General features: G+C 44.4%; 18 protein-coding genes. 16 read left to right on the forward strand and 2 right to left on the reverse strand.

Features of this window, described 5'->3' with window-relative positions; translation table 11 throughout:
* Positions 1 to 52 precede the first annotated feature (52 nt).
* The 11 genes from DPO_RS13585 (at position 53) to tumA (ending at position 7,154) form a co-directional block, all read left to right on the forward strand.
* Positions 53 to 1,315, forward strand: a complete 1,263-nt coding sequence (locus tag DPO_RS13585; RefSeq protein ID WP_006966583.1) for an ATP-binding protein — start codon at positions 53 to 55, stop codon at positions 1,313 to 1,315.
* Positions 1,312 to 1,503: a hypothetical protein gene (locus DPO_RS13590; protein ID WP_006966584.1), complete on the forward strand. Its 192-nt coding sequence runs from the start codon at positions 1,312 to 1,314 to the stop codon at positions 1,501 to 1,503. The genes DPO_RS13585 and DPO_RS13590 overlap by 4 nt, the downstream gene beginning before the upstream one ends.
* Positions 1,504 to 1,751: 248 nt before the next feature.
* Positions 1,752 to 3,047: an ATP-binding protein gene (locus tag DPO_RS13595; RefSeq protein ID WP_006966585.1), complete on the forward strand. Its 1,296-nt coding sequence runs from the start codon at positions 1,752 to 1,754 to the stop codon at positions 3,045 to 3,047.
* 290 nt (positions 3,048 to 3,337) lie between these two features.
* Entirely contained in the window at positions 3,338 to 3,574 is a 237-nt protein-coding gene (locus DPO_RS13605) for a hypothetical protein (protein ID WP_006966586.1), read from the forward strand.
* Between the two features lie 431 nt (positions 3,575 to 4,005).
* Entirely contained in the window at positions 4,006 to 4,215 is a 210-nt protein-coding gene (locus DPO_RS25000) for a type II toxin-antitoxin system HicB family antitoxin (protein ID WP_006966587.1), read from the forward strand.
* 33 nt (positions 4,216 to 4,248) lie between these two features.
* A complete protein-coding gene (locus tag DPO_RS25860) occupies positions 4,249 to 4,530 on the forward strand; it encodes an MBL fold metallo-hydrolase (protein ID WP_236609961.1) in 282 nt (93 codons plus the stop codon).
* Between the two features lie 181 nt (positions 4,531 to 4,711).
* Positions 4,712 to 4,969, forward strand: coding sequence for a UPF0175 family protein (locus tag DPO_RS13620; protein ID WP_006966590.1), 258 nt, complete (start codon positions 4,712 to 4,714; stop codon positions 4,967 to 4,969).
* Positions 4,962 to 5,450 (forward strand): DUF3368 domain-containing protein, encoded by a 489-nt coding sequence (locus DPO_RS13625; protein WP_006966591.1) that lies wholly within the window; start codon positions 4,962 to 4,964, stop codon positions 5,448 to 5,450. The genes DPO_RS13620 and DPO_RS13625 overlap by 8 nt, the downstream gene beginning before the upstream one ends.
* A 153-nt stretch (positions 5,451 to 5,603) precedes the next feature.
* Entirely contained in the window at positions 5,604 to 6,275 is a 672-nt protein-coding gene (locus DPO_RS26080) for a ParB/RepB/Spo0J family partition protein (RefSeq protein ID WP_040011896.1), read from the forward strand.
* Between the two features lie 8 nt (positions 6,276 to 6,283).
* Positions 6,284 to 6,670: a hypothetical protein gene (locus DPO_RS26085; protein ID WP_006966593.1), complete on the forward strand. Its 387-nt coding sequence runs from the start codon at positions 6,284 to 6,286 to the stop codon at positions 6,668 to 6,670.
* A 253-nt stretch (positions 6,671 to 6,923) separates the two neighbouring features.
* On the forward strand, positions 6,924 to 7,154 hold the full coding sequence (gene tumA, locus DPO_RS13640; protein ID WP_006966594.1) for an antitoxin TumA: 231 nt from the start codon (positions 6,924 to 6,926) through the stop codon (positions 7,152 to 7,154).
* A 209-nt stretch (positions 7,155 to 7,363) separates the two neighbouring features.
* Here tumA and DPO_RS13645 read toward each other — a convergent pair whose 3' ends face one another.
* Entirely contained in the window at positions 7,364 to 7,579 is a 216-nt protein-coding gene (locus DPO_RS13645) for a hypothetical protein (RefSeq protein ID WP_040011897.1), read from the reverse strand.
* 410 nt (positions 7,580 to 7,989) lie between these two features.
* On the opposite strand from DPO_RS13645, the gene DPO_RS13650 reads away from it, so the two are divergent.
* Positions 7,990 to 9,285, forward strand: coding sequence for an ATP-binding protein (locus DPO_RS13650; RefSeq protein ID WP_006966596.1), 1,296 nt, complete (start codon positions 7,990 to 7,992; stop codon positions 9,283 to 9,285).
* Between the two features lie 21 nt (positions 9,286 to 9,306).
* Positions 9,307 to 9,792, forward strand: coding sequence for a type II toxin-antitoxin system HicB family antitoxin (locus tag DPO_RS26090; RefSeq protein WP_006966597.1), 486 nt, complete (start codon positions 9,307 to 9,309; stop codon positions 9,790 to 9,792).
* A gap of 207 nt (positions 9,793 to 9,999) precedes the next feature.
* On the opposite strand, the gene DPO_RS13660 is transcribed toward DPO_RS26090, so the two are convergent.
* On the reverse strand, positions 10,000 to 10,962 hold the full coding sequence (locus tag DPO_RS13660; RefSeq protein WP_006966599.1) for a glycosyltransferase family 2 protein: 963 nt from the start codon (positions 10,960 to 10,962) through the stop codon (positions 10,000 to 10,002).
* 185 nt (positions 10,963 to 11,147) lie between these two features.
* Between DPO_RS13660 and DPO_RS13665 the strand changes: the two genes are divergently transcribed.
* The 3 genes from DPO_RS13665 to DPO_RS25550 form a co-directional block, all read left to right on the forward strand.
* The gene (locus tag DPO_RS13665) at positions 11,148 to 11,690 is read left to right on the forward strand and encodes a helix-turn-helix domain-containing protein (RefSeq protein ID WP_006966600.1); all 543 of its coding nucleotides are present in this window, start codon (positions 11,148 to 11,150) and stop codon (positions 11,688 to 11,690) included.
* Positions 11,691 to 12,455: 765 nt separating this feature from the next.
* The gene (locus DPO_RS13670; RefSeq protein ID WP_006966601.1) at positions 12,456 to 12,797 is read left to right on the forward strand and encodes an MBL fold metallo-hydrolase; all 342 of its coding nucleotides are present in this window, start codon (positions 12,456 to 12,458) and stop codon (positions 12,795 to 12,797) included.
* Between the two features lie 25 nt (positions 12,798 to 12,822).
* Positions 12,823 to 13,434 (forward strand): hypothetical protein (locus DPO_RS25550; RefSeq protein ID WP_160166919.1); only part of this gene is annotated, 612 nt, incomplete at its 3' end.

Raw genomic sequence — 13,434 nt, forward strand, 5'->3', positions numbered from 1 at the left:
AAAATAATTCATATTATACTATGAGATAAATTATGATTTTGCATCTTATACTATGGAAAAAATACTGATATCACATAACCGTCATTGGGAGAAACCTTATTTAGGGTTGTACCCGAGACAGGTATTCCAAAAACTGATCAGACAGCTTTCAGCAAGGCATATCCAAATATTGCAGGGAATTCGGAGAAGTGGCAAATCCACGGTGTTCAAACTGATGATCAATCACCTGACGGCATCGGAAGACCCCATGGAAATCTTGTATCTGAACCTTGAAGATCCTTTTTTCATAAAATTCAGCCATTCACCTGAAAAAATATACGAAGTCATCGATACTGCGCGGAAACTGACCGGAAAAAATATCCGGTACCTTTTTCTGGATGAAGTTCAAGCCATAGATGGCTGGGAAAAATATGTGAAAGCCGTGTATGACAATGAAGTATTTGAAAAAATTTTCATTACCGGTTCAAATGCCGCATTGCTCAATGGTGAGTTCGCCACATTGCTCACCGGCAGATATCTTTCCAGCATGGTGTATCCACTGAGTCTTTCAGAGCTGCTGGCCATCAAAAACATCACCACTTATGTCCAGATGGTCCGCAGGAAATCTGATGTGCTTGCCTTGTTGGATGCGATGCTCAGATACGGGTCGTTTGTGGAAGTGTTTGACAGTGATGAAGACCTGAAAAGAGATATTGTTTCAACCTATTACGATTCCATCCTGCTGAAAGACTGCGTGTCGAACAATCATATCCGGGATATAAAAAGCTTCAAGGAGTTGAGCTATTACCTGATTTCAAACATCACCGCGACCTATTCCTACAGCTCATTAGGCAAAGCCGTGGGCATCCATGATCAAAGCGCCAGAGAATTTGTTCAATACCTGCAGCAGGCCTGGCTGCTATTTGAACTCAGACTTTTTTCCTGGTCTGTCAAGGAACAACAGAATAACCGGAAAAAACCATATGTGATGGACAATGGATTCATCAACCTGTCCTTTGCCTTCTCGTCAAACAGCGGCAGACTGCTTGAAAATCTGGTTTTCAGCGAATTGTGCAAGGCCGGAAAAGAGCTCTATTACTACAACAAGGGATTTGAGTGTGATTTTATCATAAAAAATGCAGACCATTCCCTGGCAGCGCTTCAGGTCTGCCACGAACTCACCGACCGGAATGAAAAGCGGGAAGTGGGGAGCTTGAAAAAAATAGACGCCCAATATCCAACCGTTTCAAAAACCATTATCACCTATAACCAGGAAACAACCATTGACGGCATAGATGTCATACCGTTCTGGAAATTTTTCGGGATTCAACCATGATCCCCAATACCCAACGATATGGATTTCAGGCAAAAGGCACCCCGGGCCGGGCTATCTTGGAAGGCCGCACCCCGGCCAAAGCCGCCATTCACAATTTGTCCGGCTACTCCGCCCATGCCGACCAGAAAGCCCTGTGCGACTATCATTCCATGATTTCAAAAAACAAATGGAAGACATGCGCGGCATAGAAGATTTTGCAAAAGAAGAAGACTATTTAGACTGGCGATTTGCGGTCGAAGCAAGAGACAGGCTCAACAAGCAAAAGCTGGAACTGGAAAATGCTTGATCTCGTCGCCAAGTATCAACATTATGCAAGGCTGGACTTTGAACAAAAGTGCTTCACACAGCCCTTGACTGTAAATACCAGAGAAAAGAACTAAAAAAAAGATAGAAATCTATTGATTTATCTCTTTTTTGGAGATAATATTTTTGTTGTATGAAACAAATATTATCACAACTTATTGACGACTTTCTGGAGCGGACACTGCCGGACCCCGTTCCCCGGGCAGTTCGTTTTTTTGAAATCAAAGGGAAAGCAGATGTGGTGACCGGCATGCGCCGTGCCGGAAAAACCTGGTTCTGCTATCAAAAAATCAACCAGCTGCTTCACGACAATATTCCTTTACATCAAATCCTTTACCTGAATTTTGAAGATGAAAGGCTGCTTGAATTCACTGTCGCCAACTTTCAGGACATTCTGGATGTCTATTACGGCAAATTTCCGGAAAACAAAAACCACACCTGTTATTTTTTTCTGGATGAACTGCAGCGAATCGACGGGTGGGAAATGTTTGTCCGCCGGCTGCTGGATTCGGAAAACATTCAAGTGTACATTACCGGCTCCTCTTCCAAGCTGTTGAGTACTGAAATTGCCACCGGACTCAGGGGACGGTCCCTGACAACAGAAATATTCCCGTTCAGTTTCCAGGAATATGTAAGATATCACAACCTGTTTACCGATACCCCGGAATCTTTTGGATCAAAAACTGCAGCCATCCTCAGAAATGCGGTCAAGCAATATTTTGAAACCGGCGGATTTCCTGAAATTCAATCCATGGATTCAAATACAAAAACCGAAGTGCTGCAAAGTTATATCGATGCCGTTCTTTTGAAAGACGTTATCGAGCGGCATCAAGTGGGAAATATCCCGGCCATCAAACACCTGGTCAGAACACTGATGCAGTCCTCGGGCAGAAAATTCAGCGTCAACCGGTTTTACAACACCTTGAAAAGCATGTCGATAAAATGTACCAAAAACAACCTGTACAACTATCTGGATCATCTGACAGATGCCTTTGTTTTTTACCGGGTGCCGATCCACACCCGGTCTGAAAAAGCCAGAATGATCAACCCTGTTAAAATTTACACCATCGACACTGGCCTGAAAAATGCCATGACCTTTCAAAACAGCGCTGACCTAGGGCCGACACTCGAAAATCTGGTATTCATGCATTTGCGCCGGCAAAAATTGCAGGTGGAATATGTCACAACCAAAGACGGGTTTGAAACCGATTTTTTGGCCAGAAACCCGCTGACAGGCGAAATCAAACTGATCCAGGTCTGCTGGCAGATGGCTGACAAAAAAACGTTTGACCGGGAATACCGGGGGCTGCTGCATGCCATGAAAGAATTGGCTGTCTCTTCAGGAACCATTGTCACCTGGGATGATGAAGCCCGCCTGGATAACGATATCAACGTTGTTTCAATCTGGAAATGGCTGTTGACAGCTTGACTATTAATAATACCAGTTTTGGTAAAATTAATAATCTGCTCTCCCAGGGCCGGGAGATGAAACATGGTCAGGCTACTCAACAATATGTAAGTGATTTCAAAGATGTAATGGATTTGGAGGTTCTGAACCCTTTTGGCAAGCATATATGCCATGGGGCACCGCAGAAATATATATGATATTATCACCACGTTTGCATAGGGAAAGCCTGAACCCATGAATATCCGATCTTTATTTAAACAATATAATGGGGTATAATGTTTTAATATTATTATGCTTTGAGGAGACGTGCCATGGAAGCCATAGAGTTTAAAACTAAAATCAAAAACGGGCTTATTCGTATTCCTGACAAATTCAGGCAAAAAAACGGGGATACTGTAAAAGTTATAATTTTAAGTGAACAAAAAGTCAGGCAAACGGATATTATTGATAAGTTGTTGTTAACTCCTGTTAAGTCAAAACAGTTTTCACCTCTGTTGAGAGAAGAAATATATGATCGCGTCTCTCCATCGGAAATATTGCGTATTTGAGTTGTCACAAGACATACTTTTAAAGGCCTCACAGATACGTGATATTCACAGTTTCTCTTTCTGGGACAGCATCGTGGCAGCCAGCACTCTATATTGCGATGCAAACTATTTGATATCTGAAGATATGCAGAATGGCTTCCTTCTTGAAGACCGACTGAAGATAGTAAACCCATTTGCGCCAATAACCACAATAAGTCAAGCCTGACGGTTACTTGAAGAAGCCGACCCTGTGGTCTAATGGGGAAGGCCGCAGTCGCCGGAAACTTTAGAACCTTTTTTTTGCCCCCAAAAACAAGGTTCTAAGAGCAAAAAACGAAGTCTTTTTGAAGCAATATGACTTTAAAAACGAATACTTATCAGGGTCAGACCCCGCTATTCTATTGTTGAAAAAACCTCTGAATCAAAAATATAAAGAATAAGGACTCACAAAAATGAGAACTTTCACAGCAATCATTGAAAAATGTAAAGAAACCGGACTATACGTAGGATTTGTACCGGGATTTCCAGGCGCTCATTCTCAAGGGGAATCTTTGGATGAACTAAATAATAATTTAAAAGAAGTGATTGAAATGCTTCTTAAAGATGGAGAGCCTGATATAGACGGTGAATTTATCGGAACCCAAAATGTTATGGTGGCCTGACAACCGGACCACGGCAGCCCCGTTGCCATCCTGGTGGACTGCGGCATTGCCCAGGGCCATGACCCGCAGGTGCCCTTCGACCGGTTCCCGGTGCCGCCGGCAGACATCGACTTTCTGTTTCTCACCCTTGCCCACATCGATCACATCGGCCGGGTCCCGGACCTGATCGATGCCGGGTTCTGCGGTGAGATCATCTGCACACACGGCACCAAATCCCTGCTTTTGCGCATGCTCAGGGATGCCATGTCGTTTTCCAAATCACCCGGCTGTACCAGGACATGGACCAGTGCTGGGACAGGGAAGCCAAGGCCCTGAAAGCCGCCTGGGACCACCTCATCCGGTTCAAACACCTGTACGCCGTGGAAAAGTTCCAGGACCACCAGCACCTGCTGCACCTCAAAGGCCCGGCCGTCTTCATTGCCGGATCCGGTTTTCATAAATTGATATTCTTTAAAAATAAGCGTAAGCTATGTTTAATAGACAAGGAGGTTTTCATATGAAAACAAAAACCATATCTTTTGAATTACCTTTAGGCGTTTTTTCAGCTCTTCGTAAGACACCGGAAGAATTAAAAAATGACATACGGATTGTGGCGGCCGTCAAATGGTATGAAATGGGTCAAATATCTCAGGAAAAAGCATCGGAAATAGCCGGATTGTGCCGGGAGGATTTTTTGATGGAACTGGCCAGGTTTAACGTGTCCCCGTTTCAATACACTGCCGATGAAGTATTGAAAGAAGCCGGTTATGAATAGTGTCTTCATATTAAATGCGTCTCCGATTATTCTGCTTGGAAAAGCCGGTTTATTGTGCACAATATCACCCTTGGCTGATTTATGGATAGTGCCGGATGGTGTGATTTCAGAAATTGAATCCAAAAAACCCATTGCACAATATTTGGAAGAATTAGGATCTGCTGCTGAAGTAACCAAAGAATCGGTTCAACACATTCATCCCCTGATTGCATCATGGGATCTTGGAAAAGGCGAGAGTGAAGTTTTGAGTCTTGCAATGCAAAAAGGTACGAATGTGACGGCTGTCCTGGATGACCTTCAAGCCAGAAAATGTGCGAAACTTCTCGATATTGGATTAATCGGATCTGTAGGGCTTCTTACCATGGCAAAGCGGGTCGGCCTCGTAAAAGCTGTCAAGCCGGAAATTAACAAGCTGATAGACGTTGGTATTCGCATTGATTACCGATTACTGGCAGAAATATATTCAAAAATTGGAGAATAAAAATCACCACCCACATCTATCACATCGGCCGGGTCCCGGACCTGATCGATGCCGGGTTTTACCGTGTGATCATCTGCACCCCCGGCACCAAGGCCCTGCTCCTGACCATGCTCCAGGGTTCAGGCCGAATATGGATACGGCTATTGTAACACCATGAAAGATCAAGTGATCCAAATTCCAGTGTCAGATATCGTACTTGATGAATCCATCTATCCAAGAGAAAATATGGATCATAAACGGATAGGCATTTTTGTTGAAAACCTGAGGGATGGTTTTGAATTTGACCCTGTCCTTGTTCAGGCTTTTGAAAATCCGGAACTGTCTGAATCCAGCAGTACTGCCAGGGAAAAGAGCAGGTACCGGATATTGGATGGGGTGCATCGATGGACTGCGTTTAAGAAGGCCGGGCGAACCCGGATTTCTGCCATTGTTAAAATATTAAATGACATGGACCCCCTGCTCTATGCGGCAAAACTGGCCATCGGCCCAAAGCAGCTTACGGAAGTTGAAACAAAGAATACTGCCAGGCGCGCTTTTCAGTCAAACCCCGGATTAACCTCCGCTGAAATCGGCAGGGCAATCGGCAGATCAAGACAGGCAGTTGATTTATATATTGCTGATTTAAGGGCCACCACGCTTCAGGAACTTGATCTTAAAATTTTCCGGTTACACCAGCTGGGTATTCCACAGGACAGGATTGCAAAGAGGCTGGACATTAATCGAAGGACTTTATCCCACCATTTGGCCAAAATGCCAGGATTGGCCCGGACGTATTCCAGACCAACTGGTCGCACACATCCTGTATTTTTTTTCAAAGCAGGGTGATCTGATTTTTGATCCAATGGCCGGGGGTGGTGTGTGTGCCGATACCTGCCTTGCTCTGGGCAGAAAGTATTTCAGGGCTTTCAAGGCAAACGTATTTAGAATTTCTGGAAAAATTTTTTATTTTTCTAAAGAAGGTGTCCAAGAAAGATACCCGTCTTGCTTTTATCAACTCGGACTGGCGGGATTTTCAACATTGTCCTGCCGATAAAGAAGAACCGGGCCAGGGTATTTTGGTTGTGGATTATTATGACATTTTCAAAAAAACGGGCTGGGCCCTGACCCATGTCATCCAGGCACCCTTGTCTTCTGAACGATTTAATGCAGGGGTTGTGTCAGCCATGCAGAAAAAAAAGATCCTTGGGGTTGTCAGTCGGTATGTGATGATTTTACGATAAAAAGGATTCATGACAAGGTGGCGAATATGCAAAATGCCTGAAACAGAATCTATTGTCATCAATACAGGGCAGTTGCTTGCACTGATCACAGGTTATGGCGATTTGCTGTGGAGGTCACGGACAGGCTCAATAAGCAAAAGCTGGAACTGGAAGCAGACAAAACTTGGTTTGCTTTGGTTAAAAAAAATATCTATAATATGCTCAATACAAAAATAAAAAATGAGCAGTATTATATAGGCTTTGAGGGGGAGATATGAGAAAACAGAGAATTGAGTATGATTCATCTGTAGATGCTCTTGTTGCTATAGCAAAGCACCTCAGCAGTTATGAGTCACAATATAAAATGACATCAGAAGAATTCTTTAATAGCTTTATAAAAGGGCAATTGGAAGACTCTGAAGATTACATTGAATGGGCCAATAATTACAAACATTATGTTATGATCAGACGTGACATAGAGGATCAGTTACATAATGTTGCATGATTTATTATCGGAACACCTGAGTGCAGTTGAAGCTGTTGTTCGGAAGCTGAAAGAAGTTTATGTAGAACGTTATGAAGAGGAAATCCTAACAGATAATCGCGTTAACTTGCGTATCAGAGTTCGTTTCAAGAGTGGATATCTGTTGGAATTAAATGAGGCAAATATGGTTGAAGAATCTGCCATTATACGCCTGTATTATCGACTCCCCGTCATGCATCCGGATCACCCGGTCTCAGATGCTTGTTCGCCTCCATATCAAACCACATGGCAAACAGGGTGAACTGGACTGAGGCAATAAAAGATGAAAATGCGGCAAACGCATTGATGGTGGGAATATTGCCGCTTGAAAACCACACGAAGAACACCCGCAGAAATAACAGAAATGAAAAACCGCCCAGGGACAGCCCCAGGGCATAGAAAAACACCAGGGATTGAAATTGTCGCTTCTTGATTTAAACGCAGTCACCGACTTTATGCATGAGATAGCGGCAGCGGGTACATCCCGGCCTTCGCCTATAATGATGGGGCCTACCCCCACTATAAAGATGATTCAAAAAAAATTCCAATGCCGTTGACAAAAGCATTTGATCAAAACATACCTGATAAAAATGAACAACATAGATATTGTTGTTCTGAATCGTTGTGCAAACATCATACTGCTCGATCGAATTACCCGCCATGGAAAAGTGATTTATGAATCGAATCAGGATGCAAGGCTGGACTTTGAACAAAAGTGCTTCACACAGCCCTTGACTGTAAATACCAGAGAAAAGAACTAAAAAAAAGATAAAAATCTATTGATTTATCTCTTTTTTGGAGATAATATTTTTGTTGTATGAAACAAATATTATCACAACTCATTGACGACTTTCTGGAGCGGACCCTGCCGGACCCCGTTCCCCGGGCAGCTCGTTTTTTTGAAATCAAAGGGAAAGCAGATGTGGTGACCGGCATGCGCCGTGCCGGAAAAACCTGGTTCTGTTTTCAAAAAATCAACCAGCTGCTCCATGACAATATTCCTTTACATCAAATCCTTTACCTGAATTTTGAAGATGAAAGACTGCTTGAATTCACTGTCGCCAACTTTCAGGACATTCTGGATGTCTATTACGGCAAATTTCCGGAAAACAAAAACCACACCTGTTATTTTTTTCTGGATGAACTGCAGCGAATCGACGGGTGGGAAATGTTTATCCGCCGGCTGGTGGATTCGGAAAACATTCAAGTGTACATTACCGGCTCCTCTTCCAAGCTGTTGAGTACGGAAATTGCCACCGGACTCAGGGGACGGTCTCTGACAACAGAAATATTCCCGTTCAGTTTCCAGGAATATTTAAGATATCACAACCTGTTTACCGATACCCCGGAATCTTTTGGATCAAAAACTGCAGCCATCCTCAGAAATGCGGTCAAGCAATATTTTGAAACCGGCGGATTTCCTGAAATTCAATCCATGGATTCAAATACAAAAATCGAAGTACTGCAAAGTTATATCGATGCCGTTCTTTTGAAAGACGTTATCGAGCGGCATCAAGTGGGAAATATCCCGGCCATCAAACACCTGGTCAGAACACTGATGCAGTCCTCGGGCAGAAAATTCAGCGTCAACCGGTTTTACAACACCCTGAAAAGCATGTCGATAAAATGTACCAAAAACAACCTGTACAACTATCTGGATCATCTGACAGATGCCTTTGTTTTTTACCGGGTGCCCATCCACACCCGGTCTGAAAAAGCCAGAATGATCAACCCTGTGAAAATTTACACCATCGACACCGGCCTGAAAAATGCCATGACCTTTCAAAACAGCGCTGACCTCGGGCCGACACTCGAAAATCTGGTATTCCTGCATTTACGCCGGCAAAAATATCAGGTGGAATATGTCACAACCAAAGACGGGTTTGAAACCGATTTTTTGGCCAGAAATCCGCTGACAGGCGAAATCAAACTGATCCAGGTCTGCTGGCAGATGGCTGACAAAAAAACGTTTGACCGGGAATACCGGGGGCTGCTGCATGCCATGAAAGAATTGGCTGTCTCTTCAGGAACCATTGTCACCTGGGATGATGAAGCCCGCCTGGATAACGATATCAACGTTGTTTCAATCTGGAAATGGCTGTTGACATCTTGACGTTGATCAGCTGGCCTGCCCATGACTATGGTAGAATATAAGGCAGACAATCCCAATTGCCGGCTCCAGATGTGCACGGATAGTTATCCGGGTCAGACCCTGCTATTAAAAATTATTAATAATACCAGTTTTGGTAAAATTAATAATCTGCTCTCCCAGGGCCGGAACATGAAACACATTTCCCCTGTTTTGCTCAGGCAAATTACAAAAGACTGGGAATCCTCAGATATTTGCTATGGACCCGAATACGAATACATGGAGTTTAACATGTTGATAACTTACACAGCCAAATATACCAAACTGGAAAACGGTTATATGGGGCAACTTTTGGAATGGCCTGAGGTGATTACGGAAGGTAAAACCCTTGAAGATTGCCGATTAATGTTGAAAGATGCCTTACAGGAAATGGTCGCTGCATATAAAGAACTAAAAATGGAAATTCCCCGGGCCAACTGTTTGATGGAACAGTTACCGGTGGAGGTGGAAGGTGTCAGTCAAACGGCGTGATCTTGTGAAGTTTCTTGAAAAAAATGGCTTTTACCTCCTGAGAGGATGACCCTAACCCCAATCACCATCACCCATCTCGGCGCAGAATCCTGCGTCACCGGCTCCTGCCACTTGGTCGGGTTTCAGCCGGACCACGGCGGCGGCATCCTGAGGCAAAACCAGATGGCTGAAATTATCGATATTGCCATATATGGCAATATCGATAAACTATTCATCATCCGCCCTCAAATGCTTGTTCGCCTCCATATCAAACCACATGGCAAACAAGGTGAACTGGGCTGACGCGATAAAAGATGAAAACGCGGCAAACGCATTGATGGTGGGAATATTACTGCCGACAAACCAGATATAAAACACCCGGCAAAACAACAGAAAGGACAACCCGCCCAACGACAGCCCAAAGGCATAGAAAAACACCAGGGGATGAAAATCCCGGATAATGTATTTTTCCTTGAGGCGCCAGAAAAACCGTTTCACCAGCAGCCACCCCAGGGTGAAAATCACCTTTTTGATCTTGATGCCCGAGACCTCCCCCACATGATACACCGGGTCCACGGGCACGTCCTTGACCTTGAAATTGTACACATTCAACAAAATCAACTGGTCATTGGGCTGGCCATATCGTTTATACATCTTCTGCCAGTCCACTGTTTTCAGCGCTTTTCGGCTGATGGCCACATATCCGGACTGAAAATCCGACAAATGCCAGTACCCGGAAACGATCTTGGTCAGAAGCGACAGAAATGCCGTGCCCAGAAACCGCAGTTTCGGCATCACTTCATACGCCTTGCCGGAAAAAAACCGGTTCCCTTTGGCAAAATCCACGGCACCTGTTGCCACCGGGTCGATCAGGGAGGTCAGATCATCCGGATTCATCTGGCCGTCCCCATCCATGCGCACCACCACATCAAAATCCCGTTCCGCGGCCCACGCATATCCGGTGATCACAGCCCCGCCGCACCCCTGGTTTGTCTCATGTTCAATCAGAAACAGGTCCGCCCTGCCCTGCCGGCATTCCTTCACCACCCGGACCGTGTCATCAATACTGGCATCATCCACCACCACCACTGTATCCACATACTCAGGCATGGTCTCGATGACCCCGGCAATCTGGGATCCCTCGTTATAGGCAGGCACCACCACGCAGATTTTCTTGTCTTTATACACCATCCCTCACTTTGACCAGGGTTTCAGCCATCCACTCATCCTTGATTGTATTTCAAGGCAATATACAACCCCTTAATCCAACTGGTCAAGGTCTTGAAAAATGGGGATCATGTCGGTTTTATCATTGACAAAAAACAAACCACCTGTTATGAGCAATTATATTGAACATAACAGGTGATAAAAACCCGATGAACAACACCCTTTTTTCCGGCATCATTCAGTCAAAACTCAAGATAAAGCTGCTGCTGCGCTTTTTCATGAATCCGGACACCCGGGCATACCTGCGACAGCTTTCCGATGAATTCAATGTGTCCTCCAATGCCGTGCGGTCTGAATTGAACCACTTGTCCGGCAGCGACTTGATCACAGCGGAAAAACAGGGCAGAAAAATCTGGTACAAAGCCAACCAAAAACACCCGCTGTTTCCGGAACTGGGCTCCATGGCCAAAAAAGTGCTGGGCGTGGACCAGGTCATTGACAGCATCATCACCCGCCTGGGCAATCTGGAACAGGCATATCTGCTCGATGACTACGCCGCAGGCAAAGACACCGGCATCATCGACCTGCTGCTGGTGGGCGACATCGACAATTATCACCTGCACGATTTAACACAGAAAACGGAACGGTACATCAACCGCAAGATCCGGCACCTGGTCCTGACCCGGTCCGAATTTGAAACCTTTGAAAAAGACCTGGCTGCCAGACCCCATCTGCTGATCTGGGAAAAGTAGCCGGAAAAAACAGCCCAATCCTCAACCCACATCGATTACAAAGCCCAGCCCTTTGTAATCGACAGAGCGGAGCTATGCCCAAAATTTTAAAGTCACATTGTTTCCAAGTGGCGGAGTAAACGATCTTTTAAACTTTATTAAAGCCAACCCAGGCAAAAAATCCAGGGAGATTAAAACCGTCCTGAATTTGCCGCAAAGAATAATGGAACGCTGGCTAAATGAACTGCGCGAACAAAATAAAATCAGATTTCAGGGCGCGCCCAAAACAGGGAATGATTTCCCTGTGGATGATACTTGATCCAATTATGCAGCGGGTTTGATTATGTTGTGTGATTTAGGGTTAATTCCATCTGATTCTAAAACCAAAAAATAAAAATTGTATCTGATTCGTATTATTCACTTTTAAATGACTTAACCACATGCTAACTTTATCATATGGTGGATACAATCTGAGTTAAAAATACAATGATTATGTCTGTGTCCGCCAGGAGCACCCCAGATATTTTGTTCCGAATGGATAGAGGAGGAATGAAAATGAAATTCCTTGATGTTTTAAAAATGGTTTGAATTATCATTGTGGAGGTGCCTAAAAAGTTCATCATTATGTCGTGAGTTTTTTTTACGTTTTTGTAACAAAGTTTGTAAGTGTTTGTTATAAAAGACAATATTGAAATACACAGGCTTTGTGAAAATTTTATTAAATATCAAGCAGATAGAGCTACTCGCAACATAATTGCAATATCCATTACCCATTAATTAACCAAAATGATCCCAATCATCATCACCCATCTGGGCGCCCAAACCTGCGTCACCGGCGCCCGCCACCTGATCCAGGTTCAACCGGATCACTGCATCGGTATCAATATCCTAGTGGCCTGCGGCATTGCCTGGTGCCTTGATCCGCAGGTGCCCTTTAACCGGTTCCCGGTGCCGCCGGCAGACATTGACTTTCTGTTTCTGACCCATGCCCACATCCACATCAGCCGGGTCCCGGACCTGATGATCGATGCCAGATTTTCCGGTAAAATCATCTTCACACACCTGCAGCCGCAATATCGAGCATCTGAAACACGGCCTGGACGAATCGAAAAACGAAATTTTCTATGACCACAAATAACGGTTGGATTCAATAATGTCAATCGGTTACAACCTCAAAAATGCCATACTTGATCATTTCTTTATGATTGCTTTGCTCATTTTTGTTTTGACCGATAAGAAAGAAAAAATGACCAACATGCTGATAATCAAGCATCATGGGCTATATTACTTGATAGTAAAAATCAAAATTAAAGCTTGTAATGCCGGCCCGGTTTTGATAAAGTATTGCAAATACTCAGCTGGATTAGAGTATATTTGCAATACTTTATCAGGAGGTGCTGGTACATATGGAAACAACACCCGACCAGAAGCTGATTTCAGCCTTTCAGGAAAACAAGTGCTGGATGATCCAACCACTGGCCGAGCGAATGAACTACTCCATCCCTTCGGTTCGGCGGTTCCTGGCCAAAACCGGTTACTTCAGCAGTTTTTCCCACAATGGGAAATGGTACACCCTGGCTTCGATTCCCCGTTTCAGCAGCAAGGGTTTGTGGTTTTACCGGGATATCGGATTTTCAAGACATGGTCCATTGACCCACACACTGGTGAATCTGATCGAGAAAAGTACATCCGGGATGACAGCCGATCATCTGGGTCAGCTGCTTCGATGCCGCTGCCATGCTGTTCTGGTTCAATTGTACCGAAA

Origin of the sequence: Desulfotignum phosphitoxidans DSM 13687, assembly GCF_000350545.1 — a bacterium.
Classification (GTDB): domain Bacteria; phylum Desulfobacterota; class Desulfobacteria; order Desulfobacterales; family Desulfobacteraceae; genus Desulfotignum; species Desulfotignum phosphitoxidans.